This is a genomic window from Nakamurella sp. PAMC28650 (assembly GCF_014303395.1).
In the GTDB taxonomy this organism is placed as follows: domain Bacteria; phylum Actinomycetota; class Actinomycetes; order Mycobacteriales; family Nakamurellaceae; genus Nakamurella.
The window spans coordinates 318,764-338,326 of the sequence record NZ_CP060298.1; the positions used below are offsets into that span (position 1 = coordinate 318,764).

Annotated in this window: 6 protein-coding genes and 1 pseudogene; all 7 read right to left on the minus strand. The window is 63.3% G+C overall.

Annotated elements, in window-relative coordinates:
• Positions 1–112 precede the first annotated feature (112 nt).
• Positions 113–4,507, minus strand: a complete 4,395-nt coding sequence (locus H7F38_RS01460) for a PQQ-binding-like beta-propeller repeat protein (RefSeq protein WP_187092547.1) — start codon at positions 4,505–4,507, stop codon at positions 113–115.
• A gap of 146 nt (positions 4,508–4,653) precedes the next feature.
• Positions 4,654–6,762, minus strand: coding sequence for a hypothetical protein (locus H7F38_RS01465; RefSeq protein WP_187092548.1), 2,109 nt, complete (start codon positions 6,760–6,762; stop codon positions 4,654–4,656).
• A 104-nt stretch (positions 6,763–6,866) separates the two neighbouring features.
• Positions 6,867–10,118 carry a PQQ-dependent sugar dehydrogenase gene (locus H7F38_RS01470; protein WP_187092549.1) on the minus strand — a complete coding sequence of 1,084 codons (3,252 nt, stop codon included), beginning with the start codon at positions 10,116–10,118 and terminating at the stop codon, positions 6,867–6,869.
• A gap of 53 nt (positions 10,119–10,171) precedes the next feature.
• On the minus strand, positions 10,172–13,003 hold the full coding sequence (locus tag H7F38_RS01475; protein ID WP_370531282.1) for a PQQ-binding-like beta-propeller repeat protein: 2,832 nt from the start codon (positions 13,001–13,003) through the stop codon (positions 10,172–10,174).
• 341 nt (positions 13,004–13,344) lie between these two features.
• Positions 13,345–14,901 (minus strand): glycosyltransferase, encoded by a 1,557-nt coding sequence (locus tag H7F38_RS01480; protein WP_222618372.1) that lies wholly within the window; start codon positions 14,899–14,901, stop codon positions 13,345–13,347.
• A gap of 205 nt (positions 14,902–15,106) precedes the next feature.
• Positions 15,107–18,004 (minus strand): glycosyltransferase, encoded by a 2,898-nt coding sequence (locus H7F38_RS01485; protein ID WP_370531283.1) that lies wholly within the window; start codon positions 18,002–18,004, stop codon positions 15,107–15,109.
• Positions 18,005–18,828: 824 nt separating this feature from the next.
• Positions 18,829–19,334, minus strand: a pseudogene (locus tag H7F38_RS25785) (IS5/IS1182 family transposase); the annotation flags it as partial.
• Positions 19,335–19,563: the final 229 nt, after the last annotated feature.

Genomic DNA, 19,563 nt, shown 5'->3' on the forward strand with positions numbered 1-19,563 from the left:
CTTTCGATCGCCTGGGTCGTGATCGGCTTCCTGCGCTGCGATGGCTTCGACCTCAAGCGGTGGCGGTCGGCGGACATCGGTTTCTCCTGCCGGGGGTGAGGCGCGAGTGTGGTCAAGCTGGGGGGATGGGTGTGGTGCCGATGGTGACATTGTTGAGGGTGACAGCCGAGGCGGCACCTTGTTGGTGGGAAGTGATGGCAAAGCCCGCGAGCAGAGGTTGCGGGAGAGACAGCATCGTCGTCGAGCCCGGCACCAACGTCCACGCTGAACCATCAGGGGACGTGTAGGCGCTGAAGAGCGTCTGCGGCGCGGCACCGGCCGTGGTGTAACGGGTGACACGGAGGTAGGCGGGAACCGAAGCAGCCTGCAGGATCTGATTGCTGACATCGCCTGGGGTGGCCCGCCACTGGACGTCGATCCCGTGCCCGGGGGTGATGAACACCCCGTAATAAGCAGCGCCGGGGTCAGTGCCGGCTCGCAGGATCGCCCCGGCTTTAGCCCATGGATCGGTCGGTTGCTGCGTCGCCACCTGCGCGCTGACCGATCCGTCTCCGGTCAACGTCTGATTCACCAGATGGAAGGAGTCGGCGTTACCCCAGATATCCCCGCCACCACCGGTTTCGGACCAGGTGCCAGAGCTGGACAGATTGTCCTGACCGGACGGCAACGCCCCACCGACGTCCGTGCACGTCCACGAAGCCGGGCACAGTCCGGGCGGGGGGATGGGTGTGGTGCCGATGGTGACATTGTTGAGGGTGACAGCCGAGGCGGCACCTTGTTGGTGGGAAGTGATGGCAAAGCCCGCGAGCAGAGGTTGCGGGAGAGACAGCATCGTCGTCGAGCCCGGCACCAACGTCCACGCTGAACCATCAGGGGACGTGTAGGCGCTGAAGAGCGTCTGCGGCGCGGCACCGGCCGTGGTGTAACGGGTGACACGGAGGTAGGCGGGAACCGAAGCAGCCTGCAGGATCTGATTGCTGACATCGCCTGGGGTGGCCCGCCACTGGACGTCGATCCCGTGCCCGGGGGTGATGAACACCCCGTAATAAGCAGCGCCGGGGTCAGTGCCGGCTCGCAGGATCGCCCCGGCTTTAGCCCATGGATCGGTCGGTTGCTGCGTCGCCACCTGCGCGCTGACCGATCCGTCTCCGGTCAACGTCTGATTCACCAGATGGAAGGAGTCGGCGTTACCCCAGATATCCCCGCCACCACCGGTTTCGGACCAGGTGCCAGAGCTGGACAGATTGTCCTGACCGGACGGCAACGCCCCACCGACGTCCGTGCACGTCCACGAAGCCGGGCACAGTCCGGGCGGGGTTTGTGACCCGGGTAGTTGCGCGACGTTGTCGAAGGTGGCAATCGATTGCTGGGCAGAGTTGTAGGAGTCGCTGGCAATGCCGGCGACAAGGGCCCCGGGAAGGGTGAGCGCCACCGTCGAGCCCGGTACGTAGGTGAAGGTGTGGTCGTCGGTGGAGGTATAGGCGCTGAAATAGACCAGGCCGTGAGCGGTATCGGTGTAGCGGGAGGCGAGCACCCACATGGGCGCAGCGCCGGTGGTCGTAATGCTGTTGGTTTGAGCGGCCTTGCTACTCCGCCATTGCACGGCGATGCCATTCGCGGCGGTCGCGAAGACCCCGTAGTAGGGGGCTTGCGGGTCGGTGCCCGAGCGGATCATGACGCCCGATTTCATCCAGGGGCCGCCTACCTGGGTCTGTGAGACGACACGGGCGCTGATGGTGCCATCGCCGTTGGCGGAGTTGGCCGGGTCCAGGGGGAACGGTTGAGAGGCGAACCGGAACGTGTCATAACTGGTCCAGATGTCCGACCCGCGGGCGCGCATCGTCCAGGTGCCGTTGGAGTAGAGCTGGTTTCCGGGAAGGCCGTCGACACCGATGTCGGCGCAGGAGAAGCGTTGCGCGCAGATTCCGGGTGGTGGGCTGGTGGTGGGGGTGATCTGCACGGAGTTGAATACCACCGGGGGCGCGACACGCGGCGCGGCGGCGGTAGCCGCCATCCCGGCCAAAAATTGCCCCGAGCCCATGTCGATGGCCACCGTTGATCCCAGCACCGGGGCCCAGGTGCTGCCGTCGCTGGACGTCACGGCGGAGAAGGTCGACGTTGCTGGCGTCGTGGTGGTATCGGTGTAGCGGACGATCTGCAGGTAGGCGGGTGAGGTGGCCGTGACCACGGGGATTTTGGATCGCTGTACTACTCCGTCGTACGTGCGCCACAGGATCGTGGTGGATCCACCGGGGTTGAGGACCGCAGCGTAGAACGGCGAGGTGGCGCGGTCGTTGGCCCGCATCATGAGGCCTTCTTGTGCCGTGGGGGGCGCTCCGGGCTGGGTGACGACCTGACCGGCCAGGGTCTGGTCACCGGACACCGGGGTGAACACATAGTGCAACGAGTCGGCTGCGCCACCGATGCCGGTACCGGTGCCTGTCACCGTGTAGGAGCTTCCGGTCTGGGTGGTATCGCCGGGCGGGTTCGGGTTGCCGATGTCTTCGCAGGTCCAAGGCGAGGGGCAGGGATGGGTTGGCGCTTGTGGTGTCATCGTGGCGGTCACCGAGCCGATGGAGATGTTGGTGAATGACGCTGTTCCGGTATTGGTGGAGGAGCCGGAGTCCACGGCAAGGCCGGCCAAAGTGGTGGCGGGTAGGTCGAGGTCGGCGCTGGCCCCCGGGATGAGCTGATATTTGACTGCGTCGAAAGAAATTCCGGCACTGATGACGTTCCCGCGCCGCTGGAGCATGACGGAGACAGGTTTGTTGGCTGGATACCATTTGGTCAGTTCGATGGAGTTGCAACCGAAACAAGATCGGTACCAGATGACGACGTCGGGAGCGGGCAGGTTTTCGGTGAGGTCGTTGGGGTAGGCCAACGCAGCGAAGAACGGTGCTCCCGGGTCAGCGCTCTGCCGGATCATCACCCCGGCTTGGGGTTGGGCGTTCTGGGTGGATTGGGCGGTCACGGTGGCGCTGAGTTGGGTGTCGCCGGTGACCGGTGTGGAGATGAGCCGAAATTGGTCGGCGGTGCCGTGGATCGCCGACCCGGAAGCGGTGACGGTCAAGGTGCCTGCGGAGGTGTGTTCGCTGCCGGCAACTGCGGGGCTGCGGATGTCCTGGCAGGTGAAACCCTGAAGACAGTTGGGATCGGTGGGAAGGGCAGCGGGCGTCGCCAGTCCGAAGGCGTACAGATTGGTGTCGTAGTCGCCGACGTAGAATTGGCTGCGGGCGAAGGACACGGCGCCGTAGCCGGGCCCGCCCATGAGGTAGGAGTACAGCAGCTTGCCGTCAGCGGCGCTGACCGCCTCGAACGTAGAGCCCTCGACCACGCCGAGAATGCCGTTGACAAGGGCCGGGGCACCGATGACAGCCTGTTCAGTTTGTCGGGTCCAGATCAGGTGGCCGGTGGCGGGGTCCAGGGCGCTGATCGAGCCGCCGCTTCCATCGCCCGCTGCGATGTTGCTGCCACCCGCGTAATACAGCACATTATTGGCGAACACTCCTGAGGAGATACTCCCGTCTCCGCAGGTGGGGCAGTCGCCGCCGATGGCGATGGTTCGCGTCCAGATCGGTCCGGCCGTCAGGTTGTTGCGGTTGAAGGTGTAGACGATGCCGTTTTTATTGGCGACGCTGAGTAGTTTGTCGCCGTTGGTGTCGGTGACCAGAGTCGGTGTAGTGCCCCAGTCGGAGTCCTGGACGGCGGATTCGAACGGCAGTTGCCAAGAAGACTTATAGGCCAAGGTGGCGGCATCGAGTGCGACGATCGCTTGGGACTGGGTTTGCGTGTAGTCGTTGATCGTCCCGGTGGAGACGAAGACGGTGTTGGTGGCAGTATCCAGCGTCGGTGTCGTCCAGATTCCCCCTCCCACCTGGCCGGCTGGGACCAGGCTGTAGTCGGCGTCAACCGCATGCGTGGCGAGATTCACCTTCATCAGATGGCCAGCAACCAGGGGGTTGTCACAGTTGCTGGCCACCCCGATGTACGCGGCGCCGTTCACGATCAGCGGGCTCGACCAGTTGTAATGCGCTCCGGCCTGACTGTTGTCGCCGGTGAAGATCTTCCACAGGACCGCGCCCGTGCTGGCGCTCAGCGCATACCAGTAGGCATCCCCGCCGCCCACGTAGACCACGCCGTTGACGACCGCGGCGGCAGAGGTGATGCCGATGGTGGGCGGCTGACAGCCCGGGTCCTGGGTGAGGCCGAGGTATTGCTTCCAGATCAAGCCGCCGGTGCTGGTGTTCACCGCATATTCGTAGCCATCCCAGCTGCCGACGTAGGCGGTTGTGCCCACGACGCTGGCCGACGTGGCGATAGGTGCGCCGGTCTTGAATTTCCACTTCACTTTCAGCGTGGCAGCGTTCGCCAGATTCAGCGTCGGGTCGACGGTGGCACCCGTGCGACTCACGTTCTGCAGTAAGGTAGGCCAGTCCTGGGCCGAAGCGGCCGAGGCGGCTGGTGCCGCGCCCAGCACCGTTGTCGCCACCGTGAACAGACCGATCATCAGAACTGCGGCGATGGCGCGCCTGCGACTGCGCGCCGCCTCTAATCGAGCAGACCGCACCCTTCTGGTCGGGCTCTGCGGCTCGGTGGTCTGCCGGTGGCGCCGTGCGGGAGATGTGGCGGGTGCGTGTCGGGTAGTCCCGGGTGTCACGGGGTCGCTCCGATGGTGGCCGTCACGATACCGAGGGTGCCGGGATGGTGGGAGCTGACTGCCAGTCCCTCGAGCACGGTGGAAGGCAGGTTCATCGTGGTGGTCGAGCCGGGGATGAGGGCCCAGATGAGGCCGTCTGGTGAGGTGTAGGCGGTGAAGGTGGCGCCCGCTCGGGTCGCTTTGAGGAAGACCGGGGTGGTTCCGGTGGTGTTGGCCAGTTTGGTGGTGGTTGCGCCTTGGCTGCTGCGACTCTGAACTTTGATCCCGGTGCCCGGGGTCACCAGTACGGCATAGTCGGGGGACCCGGGGTCGGCATCGGATCGAAACATCAGTCCGACTTTGGCCGATGAACTGGTGTTCGTTTGCGACGTGATGCGCGTCGTGATGGAACCGTCGCCGGACAGCGGCTGCCTCAGGAAGCGGAATTGATCGGCAATACCAGTGATGTCTGCGCCGGCCGCGCTGACGGTCCATGTGCCGCTGCCTGGATCGAAGGATTGGGAGCCGGTGGGGGTCGGATTTCCGATGTCCGCACACATCCACGGCGCTGGGCAGGGCACCGGTGGTGGTGGTGCAGGGGCCATGGAACTCACCGCCACATCGTCGAAAGTGGCGGTGCTCAGCTGGGTGGTGTCGCGCGATGTCACTGCCATGCCGGCCAGGACGCTGGAGCCCAGGTCCAGGGGAACGGTGGAGCCCGTCACCGGATACCAGAGGTACCCGTCGTCTGAAGCGTAGGTAGTGAGCAACCCGTTGGTGGTTGCTACCCATAGGTACGCAGGAATGATCGGGGTGGTGGTGACGGTGGCCGTCGGGCCGCCAGGGGTGGTCCGATCTTCAATGGTGATTCCCCTCCCGGCGGCGGCCGTCGCTGCGTAATAGGGGGAACCAGGGTCAGTACCGCTGCGCAGCATCAGGCCGGCCTGACCGGAGCCGCCGCTGATGGCCGTCAGGTGCGCTCCGATACCCGCAGGATCGGGGACGCCTTTCCACAGAAAATGCAACTGGTCTGCGGTCATGCCGATGCCCGCGCCACCGCCGTGTACGGTCCATTGCCCGGTGGTGATGTCGAAGGTCTGTGTTGCGGCTGGGGTCGCCGATCCAACGTCGGCCGCCGTCCATCCGGTGGCGGTGCCGTTGGTCCACATCACTCGGGCGGGGACGGATTGGAAGCTGCCGACGGTCGTGGCGGCCGCAATGAGCAGGTCTTCACCCTGGGATGCGCCCGTGTAGGTGTAATAGGCCAGGCCGTTACCATCAGTCGTGGCAGTGCCGGTCAGCCCGGCATCGGGCCCATAGGTCACGGTGAATCGGACCGCGGCGTTGGGGATCCCGACGCCGGCGCCGTCGAGCAGGGTCGCGGTGTGGGTGACCGGGTGTCCGGCGAAAGCCGTAGCGGATGTGGCGCCGAGGGTGAGTGTGGCGTTCTTGGTCCCGGCTGAGCCGATGGGGCGCCATTGTATCGATTCGTTCTGCTTGCAATAGCCGGCGTCGATACCGCCAGTATCCAGCACGTGGGTGCTGTCGACGAGGGTGGTGGAGGCGCCATTGATCGTCAACGTCACGGTCGGTGCGACATCGACGGGGGTGCAATGGTTGGCCGGATAGCCGCTGGTATCGAAATTGTCGTATTTAGGATTGTTGGTGCTCGGGTTTTCGGTGAGGATGGCGCTCTGCCCCGCCGGGACGATCACGGTACCCCAGAGGTTCTTGAACAGTTTCCCGCCGGTAATGCTGGCGTGGATGTCGACGGAAACATTGGTGACCGTGACCGGTGCCCCACCGTGATTGTCGAGTCGGATTGCGCCCGCGTCGTAGCAGGTGGTCAACGAACCGCAGGCGGTCTGTCCGGGTACAGGGCCGCCCAGAAAGACCGTGTTCGGTGCGCCGGCCCACGGTATCGGGAACGACGCCGGGTCAGGGGTGTTGATTTCTTTGTCCTCCGCGTATCCGACGAACACCGACAAGACTCCGGCGTTGGGGGGTGCGCTGGCGTACGCGGGCGCGGCCTTGACCGGGAGGTAACCGACGAGTGTCAAGGCGGGAATCAGAGCAACCGCCAAGACCCTGGCTCTCCCCCGCAGCGTGAGATCAGTGCGCTTCATGAACGGCTCCGGGTATGCACCCGATCTGGGTCGAGCCAATGGCGAGGACGGCGATGGAACCGGGTTGTTCTGCGTGGATCATGGGCCCTGGACCTTTCGGGTTGTCATGGGCCGGAGGTGAAGCTGACGTGGTCGAACGTGGCTGTGCCCAGTACCTTGCTGTTATGTGAGCAGGTGAACAGGCCTACGGTCGCCGGGTCCGTAGTGGTCAAATTCTCGACGGCGACCTTCGTCCAGGTGAACCCGTCGCCGGAGAGGTATGCAGTGAATGTGCCGACCGCGCGGGTGAGCTTCATCCAGATATTCGGGTAGGTGTAGGTGCCGGCGCCGACCGAACCGTTGAAGTTGTACTGCACCTTCACCTGGCCGTTGGGGTCGGCGCCGATCAGCAGATAGGAGGACCCCGCTGCAGTGGACTGTTTGAACATCACGCCGGCCTTGGCGTTGGTACTGGAATCCGACAACGAGGTGAGGCGTGCGATCATGGTGCCGTTCCCGGTCATCGCCTGGTGCACGTAGTGGAACTGGTCGATGGTGCCCCAGATGTCCGCGCCCGCGCCGTTGACCGTGTAGGCGCTGCCGTCGAAGCTGGACGACCCCGCCACTGCGGGTGACCCGACATCGCTGTCGGACCAGGGCCCCGCCACTGGCGCAACCGCGGACACCTGCACGTGGTCGAACGCCGCATTACTGAATTGCCCGACGTCGTGGGAGGTGACAAACATTCCAATGGTGACAGGGCCGGTCATGGCCACGTTGACCGTGCCGACCAGCGTCCAGGTCTGCCCATCGACGGATTCCCAGGACTTGAAGGTCCCACCGGTCCGCTGCAGTTTCAACCACTTGCTCGGCGCGGCGTAACCCGGCAGGGTCGGCGCGGTGACCGATTTGGCGTTCGAGTACTGCATCCGAACACCGTGGCCCATGGTGGGTGTGACCGGTGGCAGGGGCGCCAGGCAACCATTGAGGGTGCAGCCGACACCGTTGATGTTCGGGGTTGCCGCAGCCACATCAGGGGTCACTATCGCGTCCACGAAGGTGGCGCCGGCCTGGGCGGCTTGTTTGATCATCAATCCGGCTTTGGCCCAGGGGTCGGAGTCGGTCTGGTAGCGGACCCTGGCGGTGATTGTTCCGTCACCGGGCATGATCTGATACACGTAGTGGAACTGGTCTTTGGTCCCGGTCACGTCCGAGCCTGACCCGTCGACGTAGAACGATTGATCGGTCGCGTCGTAGTCGGCGGTGCCGGCTTTCAGCGGAGCGCCGACGTCCACACTCGTCCAGGCCGAGGGCAACGTGGAGGTCACCGGTGTGTAGTCGGCAACGTGGTTGCTGCCCTGGGCGGCGCTGGAGAACGAGTCGGTCAGTGCGCTGCCGTCGGACCAACCCTGGAACCGGTACCTGATACCGGCCAGGTTCTGCACCGGCAGCCCGGCCAGGACGTGGGTGATCCCGGACCGGTCCGTGACCGTTCGGGCACCAGTGGTGAGGAGTCCGTCGACGTAGTAGGCGGCGCCGGGGACGCTGGCGGTGGTTGACCACGAGGCCGGGGTTGGGGCGACGTCTTTGGTGACGGTGGTGGTGAGGCCCAGCGAATCGACAACGGTGAGCGTGATTCGGTAGAAGCTGGTCGGATCAGTGGAAATGTCCCGCTGCACGAGGACGCTGCCGGTCGTGCTTCCGCTGACGGGGCCGTAGAACGGGTGCGGCGCCTCGGAAAGGTAGAACGGCTGGGGGACGCCGTGGGTGATGTAGTCGACCTGCCACGTGTAAGCGCCGGGTGGCAGGGTGCCGTCGGCGGGGTCGGTGGCCGTTCCGCTGAAGGACAGCAGGTCGCCAGCGCTGTAGGTCGCCGGTGAGTTAATCGCGACGCTGGGCGGGGTGTGGCCAGCAACTACCGGTGTGGTTGTGGTCGCGGTTTGTGTTCCGCCGGTCCCGCCGGTGACCGTCAGGGTGGCGGTGTAGGCACCGGCAACGTAGGTGTGGGTCGGGTTAGGGGTGTTGGACGGGGCTGAGCCGTCCCCGAAGTCCCAGGCATAGCCGAGCGGTTGGCCGTGCGGGTCGGTCGAACCGGCGGATGAGAATACGACAGTGAGTGGCGCGGGACCTGTCTGCGGCGTGGCGGTGGCCACGGCGGTCGGTGGAAAGGGCCCGATTGCAGTGATCTTGCTGAAGGTGCCCTCGAAGATGCTGACGAAGTACAGGGCCCCGTCTGGGCCCTGTTGCAGGTCGGCGATGGTCCCGGCGGCGCTGTCGAAGACGGTGTGCGAAATTTCCGTGCTGTAGCTGGAATCGAACTGCACCGCCTCGATATCAGTGCGGTTGTAGTCTCCGACAAAGACCACATTTCGATATTTTTCGGGGAAGGAGGTCCCCGAGTAGGCAGCGACAGCCGAGACCGCTCCATCTACGGGGAGGTGGCCGTAGGCGTACGACGGATCGAGATATCCGCAGTTGAAGCATTGACCTTCATAAAAGGGCCAGCCATAATTGCCACCCGATTGGATGGTGTCCAGCTCCTCCCAGAAGCTAGACCCGGTATCGGCGGTCATGGCGCGGCCGTCCGGCAGAAAAGTGAATCGGAACGGGTTCCGCAAGCCCAAAGCGTAGATGTAGGGCGTGGCGCCTGGTACGTTCACGAATGGGTTGTCGGCCGGGACCGTCCCGTCCAGGTTCAAGCGGAGGATCTTCCCATAGATGTTGGCGAGTGTTTGCGCGTTTGTCAACGACGGGTCATTGTCGCCGACGGACCACCACAGCTTGTCGTCCGGGCCGACCTTCAGGTCGTTGCCGGCGTGATGCAGATTTTGAATTTGGTTGCCTCGGAGAAAAATTCGCTCACTTGCGAGGCTGGCTGTGCCATTCAGTACGGTGAACCGCGACAATTGGGTCAACGGGTGGACAACGCCGGATGTGAACGTGACTGGTGCGGTGTAGGACACGTAGAGGTAGCCGTTGACGGCAAAGTTGGGGTCGAGAGCCATTCCCAGCAGGCCCGTCTCGCCCACATTGTTGGCGTTCAGGGACACAACCGGCGTCGGGAGCAGGAGCCCGTTTCTGTAGAGCAGGATGACGCCGGACTGTTCCCCGATGTAGATGTCGCCGTTCGGTGCGAACGCGAAGACGCTCGGATCTTTGAGGCCGTGTAGTAACTGGGTTTGCGAAAATCCAGCTGGCACCGGCGAGGACGTGGCCGATGCGGTGGACGTGGCGGGGGCGGCCGCGGGCCCCGACGCCACCGCAGCCGCCCGCATGGGAGTGGTCATGGTGACCACGATGACGCCAAGGGCCAGGCTCGCAGCAAGCGCCCGCCCGCGCGTCGCTGCCCGGACCCGACTGACTGCGGTGTTCCTCATGTGCTGCCCTTTCCCGTCCTGACGATCCGTTGTTGACGTGGGGCCGTGTGCGTTCATCCGATGCTCACGCCTGCGTAGGTAACTTGAGACACAGTGGTGTTGTTGTGGGAGCTGACGGCCATGCCGGCGAGCAAGGGTCCGGTGCCCAAGGCGGTGACGGTCTTCGCCGAACCGATCACCGGAGTCCAGGTCACCCCGTCGGTTGAGGTGAAAGCCGTGAACGTGGTCCCCGCCCGGGTCACCCTCAGGTATGCCGGCACGGTCCCGGCCGGGGTCGCCGCATTGGCCGTACCTCCGCCCAGGGTGCTGCGGTACTGCACCCGGATCCCGTACTGCGGGGTGATCAACGCCGCGTAATACGGTGCTGCCGGGTCTGAACTCGACCGCAGCATCACCCCGGCCTTGGCGTAGGAGTTGCTGGCCTGCTGAGCGGTGACCTGACCGCTCACCGCGCCGTCGCCGGGCAACGACTGCGACACGAAATGAAAAGCATCAGCAGTGCCGGAAATATCGGCGCCACCGCCGGCGACCGTCCAGGTCGAGCCGGACAGAGCCTGCGACCCGGCCACCCCCACCGCACCCACATCCGCGCACCCCCACCCCACCGGACACGCCGCCGGTGCGACCGTTGGTGTGACCGCGACACCGTCGAAGGTGACCGGTGACAAGGCCGCCACATTGTGGGAGCTGACGGCCATGCCGGCGAGCAAGGGTCCGGTGCCCAAGGCGGTGACGGTCTTCGCCGAACCGATCACCGGAGTCCAGGTCACCCCGTCGGTTGAGGTGAAAGCCGTGAACGTGGTCCCCGCCCGGGTCACCCTCAGGTATGCCGGCACGGTCCCGGCCGGGGTCGCCGCATTGGCCGTACCTCCGCCCAGGGTGCTGCGGTACTGCACCCGGATCCCGTACTGCGGGGTGATCAACGCCGCGTAATACGGTGCTGCCGGGTCTGAACTCGACCGCAGCATCACCCCGGCCTTGGCGTAGGAGTTGCTGGCCTGCTGAGCGGTGACCTGACCGCTCACCGCGCCGTCGCCGGGCAACGACTGCGACACGAAATGAAAAGCATCAGCAGTGCCGGAAATATCGGCGCCACCGCCGGCGACCGTCCAGGTCGAGCCGGACAGAGCCTGCGACCCGGCCACCCCCACCGCACCCACATCCGCGCACCCCCACCCCACCGGACACGCCGCCGGTGCGACCGTTGGTGTGACCGCGACACCGTCGAAGGTGACCGGTGACAAGGCCGCCACATTGTGGGAGCTGACGGCCATGCCGGCGAGCAAGGGTCCGGTGCCCAAGGCGGTGACGGTCTTCGCCGAACCGATCACCGGAGTCCAGGTCACCCCGTCGGTTGAGGTGAAAGCCGTGAACGTGGTCCCCGCCCGGGTCACCCTCAGGTATGCCGGCACGGTCCCGGCCGGGGTCGCCGCATTGGCCGTACCTCCGCCCAGGGTGCTGCGGTACTGCACCCGGATCCCGTACTGCGGGGTGATCAACGCCGCGTAATACGGTGCTGCCGGGTCTGAACTCGACCGCAGCATCACCCCGGCCTTGGCGTAGGAGTTGCTGGCCTGCTGAGCGGTGACCTGACCGCTCACCGCGCCGTCGCCGGGCAACGACTGCGACACGAAATGAAAAGCATCAGCAGTGCCGGAAATATCGGCGCCACCGCCGGCGACCGTCCAGGTCGAGCCGGACAGAGCCTGCGACCCGGCCACCCCCACCGCACCCACATCCGCGCACCCCCACCCCACCGGACACGCCGTCGGGGCGAAGGCGTACACGGTCCCATCGACGGAGTTCGCAAAGATGACCCCGTTGGCCACGCTGGGCGGGCCATAGGTGTTGGAGGACAATGCGGTGCTGTACAGGACTGCACCGGTGCTCGCGTTGAGGACCTCCAGTGTCGGACCTGCCGCGTCGACGATCATGCCGTTGGTGTAGGCAATTGCCGGGATGACCGGGGCGGATTCACCGTGCTGCCAATTGAAGGCGCCCGTCGCGGGGTCCAGGGAGCGAACGGAGCCCTTGAAAGACGCCCCGCTGATGGTGGTTGTACCACCGGCTTGGAAGATGGCGCCGCTTGCGAAAGCACCGGAGGACACCGATCCGTCACCACACGTCGGGCATGTGCCACCCACTGCGACGGCCGTCTGCCATAGCGGGCCGGCACTCAGATTGGCACGGTCGAAGGCATAGAACACCCCATTCTTGTTGACCGAGCCCACCATCGTCCTACCGTTGGCATCGACGAAGAGGAGGGGTGTGGTGCCGAAGTCCGAGTCGGTGACAGCCTGGGCGGCAGGCAGCTTCCAGGAATCCTTGAGGCTCAGGGAGGTGGCGTCCAGGGCGATGAGAGCCTGGGCCAGTGGTTCAGTCCCACCCTCGGTGCCGGTGGACAAGAAGATGGTGTTGGTTGTCTGGTCCAGCGTGGGCGATGTCCACACTCCGCCCCCGACCCGACCGCTGGCCACTGCGTTCCAGGTGGCGGCAACTTGGCCGGTCGTGAGATCCACCTTCAGCAGTTGGCCGGGCACCAGTGGGCAATCACCGAGGCTGGACACGCCGATGTATGCGAACCCATTGGCCAACAGCGGACTGGCCCAGTTGTAGTGGCCGCCGCTGGGACTGTTGTCGCCGGTGAAAACCTTCCACAGGACGGCACCACTCGTGGCGTCGAGCGCGTACCAGTACTGGTCGCCACCCCCGACGTACACCACGCCATTTTGGACGGTAGCGGAAGATGACACCCCGGCGGTGGCCGGTGAGCAGCCCGGAACGGAGGTGATACCGAGGTAGGTTTTCCATTTGAGCGCTCCGGTACCGGCGTCAATGGCGTATTCGTAACCGTCCCAGGAACCGATGTACGTTGTCCCGCCCACGACGGCCGCCGAGGTGGCGATGGGCCCTCCCGTTTTGAACCTCCACAATAACCCCAGTGAAGGGGCACTGGAAATGGTGAGACCACTGGGATCGCTACTCGCCGACGAACGCTGTGCATCGTGCAGGTACGTCGGCCAATCCCCGGACGGGGTAGCCGCCAACGCTAACGCCGCCGGTGCCGAGGGCGCCAACATCGAGCACAGGAACAAAGCGACAAGGAACGGATAGGACCTCGACCTCGGGCGGAATATTCTCACCATTGACAACACCTTCCTGCGGCCGAAGACTCCGGCGATCGGTCAAGCAGATGACACATTTAGTCTGAAGTCATGGGCTTTCGTCATACGGCGCCCTCTCCCACCGCCTCGGCATCGAGTGGCCGCGTGGAGCGCCTTTCCCCCTGGGCGGGCAAAAGGACATGCACGGTGGTGCGTGTCTGCGCCACTGGCAAGAGATACTCACCCCCCGACGGACCACGTTGGGCGGGGACAGAAATCATCGGGGCGATCTGCGCGGTCGGCGTTTCCTGCCCGGCTCCGTACAAGGGCACTGACATGATCGCATGTTCGTCGGCGACCAGACCGTGGGTGGTCTTTTCCCAGTGGTGGCGCAACCGCGGGTTCAGCAGTTGACCTAACGCCTTGAACGCTGCCATCGACATGAGTACCCAGTAGGCCGGGACTGCCAGGAGCCATTTGACGCTAGGATATAGTCCGCGCTTCATACAGGCTGCCATCTGAAACCACAGCGTGAGGAGGTTGCCGACGATCATGCTGAACACTCCCAGGTACAGCACGGGGGTAGGGAATACTGCGGAGACCCAGTGCTGGCCGAATCCAACGTAGGCCACGGTTAGCAGCCAGAACACCGGATTGACCAGGAGGGTTAGCGGTGTTCCACCTACCATGCACTGGAAGGACCAGAAGTTTCGCACACCCAGTTGACGACCTAGAGTGATGGGGTGCCGCATGTGGACCAGGTACGTCTGCAGGTAGCCCTTGATCCACCGCGAGCGCTGACGAATCCAGTTTCCGGGCTTACTGTTTGCCTCTTCCCACGTCACCGAGTCGATCATTTCGACTTGCAGTCCGGCTCGGGCGATCCAAATGCCCAGGTCTGCATCTTCGGTCACGTTGAAGCCGTCCCACCCACCCAATTCTCGAAGGATCGCTGTTCGAAAGTGGTTCGAGGTACCGCCTAGAGGAACCGGTGCTCCCGAACGTGTCAACCCTGGCAGCATCAAGCTGAAATTCAGTGCGTATTCAGCTGCGAACCAACGAGTGAGGACATTCGTCGAGGGGTTGAAGTACTGCAGTTCCGCCTGGACGCAGACCACCTTGCGCGGCGCCCGCGCGAACGCATCCAGCGCCTGCCAGAGCTGGTCGGGGTCAGGACGATCCTCGGCGTCGTAGATGACGCAGAACTCGCCGTTTGCGTGCTCAAGCCCTACGTTGCACGCTTTGGGCTTGGTGCGTGGGAAAGACTCGGGAACCAGAACAATCTCGAAGTAGTTCGGCAGAGCTATCGCTCCGAGAGCCGTGATGGTCTCGAGGTCATCATCTTCAACGAGAACCAGTACCTGCAATTTGTCATGCGGGTAATTGATACTCTGAAGATTCATGATCAATTGGCTAAGGACCGCTGCCTCTTTGTACAAAGGCACGAGGATAGTATACCTGGCTGCAGACACCTCTTCGAGTGTGCGCAGGGATCCACGTCGAGCCGGCTCCCTAGCGCCGCGCAGAACCAGCATTGACTTGTACCAGATGACTCCGACGTAGCTCACCGTCATCAACGCAATCAATAGGATCAATACCGCCTTCAGGCCAAACCACCGAGCCGGGAGAATACCCAAGCTTGCAGATACGATAGATATTGCCACGACCCAGATCACCATCAACAGGATCGCCCGCTGGGCTCGCGAAAGGAATTCACTTGCGTCTTCCCGGACCAAAGGGACAGATCTCCTAGGAATCATGCACATGCCCTTCCTGTACACCCGGGCCGCCGTCATGTAAGTTGGGGTCGGATCGTTGTTTAGTGGTGAGCTCTTATATTGATCGAGCACCGGTTGCCTCGCCATCCGTCCGGAGCGGTATTGATTACCTCAATTCGTAGATCACCCGCGTCCCGTCGTCGAACCGGATACGATAGTTAGCCAGTTGACCCGATCGACCCAGCGCCCGCCAGACCATGTCCGTGGTATTGCGCGACAGGTAAATCCATTTGATCTGCTGCTGCGCCGGATGGGTCAGCGCGGACTGCCACAAGTGGTAGCTGCCCTCGTAGATGATTTCATCAGAGGGGACTTCAGAGGTGAAGGCGACATACTCGTTGCCGAACCCCTCCATGAGGACCCGGCCGTTGTCGTAGTCCACTCTCAGTGCCGCCGCCACCGTGGTCAGCTCAGTTCTTCCTCTGGCCCACTGCAAAGGTTCCTTCAGTGTCAGCACACCGCCACTGAGGAAAGTGCCGCTCACCACAACTCCCAGGATACCGATCGTGACGACAGTCAACGCCCGCCTGCCGGTCAGCTGCTGAGCTCCAGCAGTGTGTCGTCGTCGACTGGTGGCCATCACTATTCGCCGCAACAAGCCGTCGACAAACACCGCCGCGAAGAGCGCAATCGGGAGCAGCATCACCAGCCCGAACCTCGTGTTGTACAGATCCCCAGTGATGGCCTGGACGTGCAGCGGGCGTTGACCGCTGAACAGGGCGACGATGAAGAACGGTAGAAAGACCAGAAGAGTCAGTGGTGCGCAGTACTGGGCACGAAGCCGACCAAACCACAAATACCTGATGAGACCGCCGACTCCTAGCGCGACCACCGGCAACCCGACTGTACCTGTCACCGCCAAAAGATACGTCTGGCTTGAGACCTTGAGATTACCCACTGCTATGTCAGAATTGCCGACCCAGAGCGACGGTTTAGAAAATTGGCCACTCTCGAAATCCGTGAAAGATCCGAAGATCGCTCGGTTCCACACCAGCCAGCCGACCACCCCCGCTGCCGCAAAAACCAGGAAGAAGAGCCAATTCGCAACGGACTGGGAACGTCGATAGGACCGCCGGATGGTGATGTACAGGACCATGACTGCGAAGCTGATGAGCAGAACCCATCCCTCGTAACGTGTCAGAGTGGCGAGCAGTATTGCGGCTGCCGCGCCCGAAAGATGCTGCCATCGCTCGCTGTGCGACCACAGAACCAGCTCGTACACTGCTACGGCCATACATGCAAACAGTAGGGTCTCGGTCATCGGAGTGCTCTGAAGGTACAAGATGTTCGGATTCAATGCAAATATCAGTCCGGCCGCCCAACCCCCTAGGCGCGATCCGGTCAGCACGGCGCCGGTTTTGAACAGAAAGACTGTTGCAACTACAAAAGAGATCATTGATATGGCGGCCCCGGCTATACCAGAGTAGAACAGTGAATCATCCCAAATTAGTGGCTGTAGGAGAAGGTGCGGAAGGGGTAGCCACACAGACCCCAGCTGGGCCACCCCGGGCGTGGAACCGTCAAGCAGACGACGTGCAATCAGGAGATGTGAAATACTGTCATCGTAAGCCAGCACATCTCCACGAAGATAAAAGTACAAGAAGCTGGCGAGAGCCAGTGCCGAGGCGGCGAACGTCACCCCCACCGCGCTGAGCGCTTGTGCCGCTGTGGCGCCGCCGCTCACCGCCGGCCGGCTCCCCCGTGTGAGTGACCTTCGAAGCCTGAAGAGGAAGGCGAGCGAACGCAGGATCACTACAAGATTTGCACCCGTCTGCTCGCCGGACAGTCTGGGATAGTGATGGACACCAACCTCCGCACACGTATAACCCGCCCTACGACTCCGGGCCAGGAGCTCAGGCGAAACCGCAGCGTACCGCCCGTGGAGGTCGATGCTCTGCAGGACGTTTCGGTGCACTAGCTTGAATCCGCAATCCACATCCCGTTCGCGTATCCCGACGACCAATCGAGTGAGCAAGTGCCACATCCGGCCGATGACCAGCCGCCCGACACCATCCGCGCGTCTGATGCGGAAGCCCGCAACCAGGTCGACATGTTGATAGTAGGCCGCTGCCAACAGATCCTCTACCTCCCGAGGGTCGAACTGATTGTCCGAATCGATGAACCCGATCCAGTCCCAGCCACCAGCGATTCCTGCCGCGAAGCCGGATCGGAGCGCATTCCCATAGCCAAGGTTCTGGTCGTGCGTCACTACAGTGACCGTTTGCGGATAGAGAGTGGCCAACTGCCGCGCGACGGCCCCGGTGTCGTCGGTACTTCCGTCATCGACAAGGATCACTTGGTACGGTGCCGCAATTGACTCCAGAACGTTCAAAGTCCGCTGGACCACCAACGGAATATTTTCCGATTCGTTATAACATGGAAGGAAAATTGCGACCCCGCGCCCGAGCATCTCCAGGAGACGATGACGCGGGATTGTATCCAGAGGAGATGTTTGATGCGCCATTGCGGTGTGTCGACCTTCTGAGCCTGGCCGGTCCCAAGGGGTAGTTTGTGCTCGCTCGGTCAGTTCGGACGGTAGGTCCAATGAAACCTGTGTCACTCCTGACGCCGGGCGACTTGCGAAGATCAGCCGATCACCAACGAAAAAAGTGAGACAAGCTCCTGCGGCGATACCGCCGCCGACGGCCAGGCTGTTACCGACCTTAGGCAACAGCATCACAAAGGCCGCGGAACTGAGTCCCAACGCTACAAGTGACGATGCGTTGTAAGCCACCCATGCCTTCAGGCTCTGGCCGTTCGCGACCATATGATGTCGCCGACTCCTCCAGGTGAAGTGCGAGCTCAAAACGAAATTTAGCTGAGACGAGACGACAAAGCTAAGGGCGAAAGATCCCGTAGGCGGCAGGGGCATTTGAAGGAATATAGTATTAAGAAAATATTGGAACGTTGCACAGGTCAAGCCAACCAAGCCAAAACGCGACACAGTGAGAGTCGTGACACGGCGAGCACCCTGAAGCACCCCAGTCATGGGACCCCTTTTCATCTTGCTTGCTGTTACGGACGTGGGGTCGAGCTTGTCTCGAACTGCTGTATTTCCCGTCGTGGGACCGCGGCGCAGAGCATTTCACAGCCAGCTGGCTCTACACTATCTCGAGACATAGACGGACCTAGGAAGCAGGTAGAAGCCCGCGATTCGGGGCAATTACCGCGCGTCCCCCGATGGCCGCACCAAATGACCGCTGGTAGCTGAGCTGCTGAACTTCGCGAAACCGACACTAAGCCACCTACGGGACATTGTCACTGTTGGTAGCAGAATTTGGGCCACCCGGGTATTCTTTCCACCCAATTGCTCACACGCACCCCTTTGGGATCGGCGGCCACGTGGAGCTCCTTTGCTGGCGACGAGCCGCTTCATTGGCGTATGGGTGAGTCCACCACTGAATGCCACGTTCTGCGAAGTGCCATGGGTAATGCTTGTTCGGTCCGTATCCCCCACCAGTTCCCTGTGACGCCGACCCGCCCCGTCGGTGGAGTTGGGGAATGGGACCAACAATCGGAGTCCGCAGTCCCGCTGCTCGCGATCAAGCTCGTGGCACAACGCGATTTGTCAGACGCCCCGCGCGACCCCATAGCCCACCACTGGTGGCTCCTGACACAACGCGATTGACCAGTCGACCGGCGCGACCCAGTGGCCCACCACTGGTGGTTGGCGTAGCCACCTCGCTCCGAAGGCCAACCGCTGCAGCCGGATCGACCGGTCCGAATCCGGAACGGCCGGGATCAGCCGGGGGCTTGGGTTGGCACCGTGCCGCAGGGTGCGCCGTGACCTGCGGCCGGGCGGCCAGTTCGGCCCTGGACTGGCCGGATCCCGTACGCCGAATCGGCCAACGCCGGCACCGCAGTGTCCTCGCCGCCGCGCAGGCCGGGGTCCGACCTGCGCGTCGCTGCGCTCGCCGAATGCTCTGGTGATTTCGCAGTCGGTGATGATGCCGGTGTCCGGTTCGATCGCGAGGTGCGCCTTGAACCGGTCGTGCCAACGCGAAACCGCCTTGTGGGCGTGCCGGGCGTCGGGGTCGATCACCGAGATCACCCGGTCCGGGGCGACCTTCCGGGCGGCCTGCCACCGCCCGTGGTGCCGTCAGATCCTTCGACGGGTTCGACGTCCTGACCGGCGATCAACGCCAACAACGCAACCGCCTCCGCACCTTTGGGGCCCAACTCCTGATCGGGCAGATGCCGCAACAGTCGGTGCGCATCCCCGACCAGCTCATCGACCAGCCGGGCCGCGCATCGGCGTCGTTCCACGCGATCGCCGGTTTGCCCGGATCGTCGTAATCGTGGGCGTGGCAGTGCTGCGCGATGACCTCCGGGGCCTACACCACCCCACCGGCCGTCATCACCGACGTCAACAGCAGCACCCTGGGAGACTCATGAAGTGGTGATGCAAGCCGGATGATCGACTGACAAGGGTAAAATGAGGGTAACTGGTCAGGTCTCACCGCGGTGAAATAGACTGTCATTCATTGGGCGAATAGACCGGAGAATGTCGATCTATGTGGGGTGAGCCGTGTCGGCGTGTCGCCGAACAATGGTGTTGTCTGA

What these genes read in the sequence shown, in the direction of transcription:
- H7F38_RS01465 (WP_187092548.1), bottom strand. Translation starts at nt 6,762, where the DNA reads ATGAAGCGCACTGATCTCACGCTGCGGGGGAGAGCCAGGGTCTTGGCG.
- H7F38_RS01470 (WP_187092549.1), bottom strand. Translation starts at nt 10,118, where the DNA reads ATGAGGAACACCGCAGTCAGTCGGGTCCGGGCAGCGACGCGCGGGCGG.
- H7F38_RS01480 (WP_222618372.1), bottom strand. Translation starts at nt 14,901, where the DNA reads ATGGTGATCTGGGTCGTGGCAATATCTATCGTATCTGCAAGCTTGGGT.
- H7F38_RS01485 (WP_370531283.1), bottom strand. Translation starts at nt 18,004, where the DNA reads ATGAAAAGGGGTCCCATGACTGGGGTGCTTCAGGGTGCTCGCCGTGTC.
- H7F38_RS01460 (WP_187092547.1), bottom strand. Translation starts at nt 4,507, where the DNA reads ATGATCGGTCTGTTCACGGTGGCGACAACGGTGCTGGGCGCGGCACCA.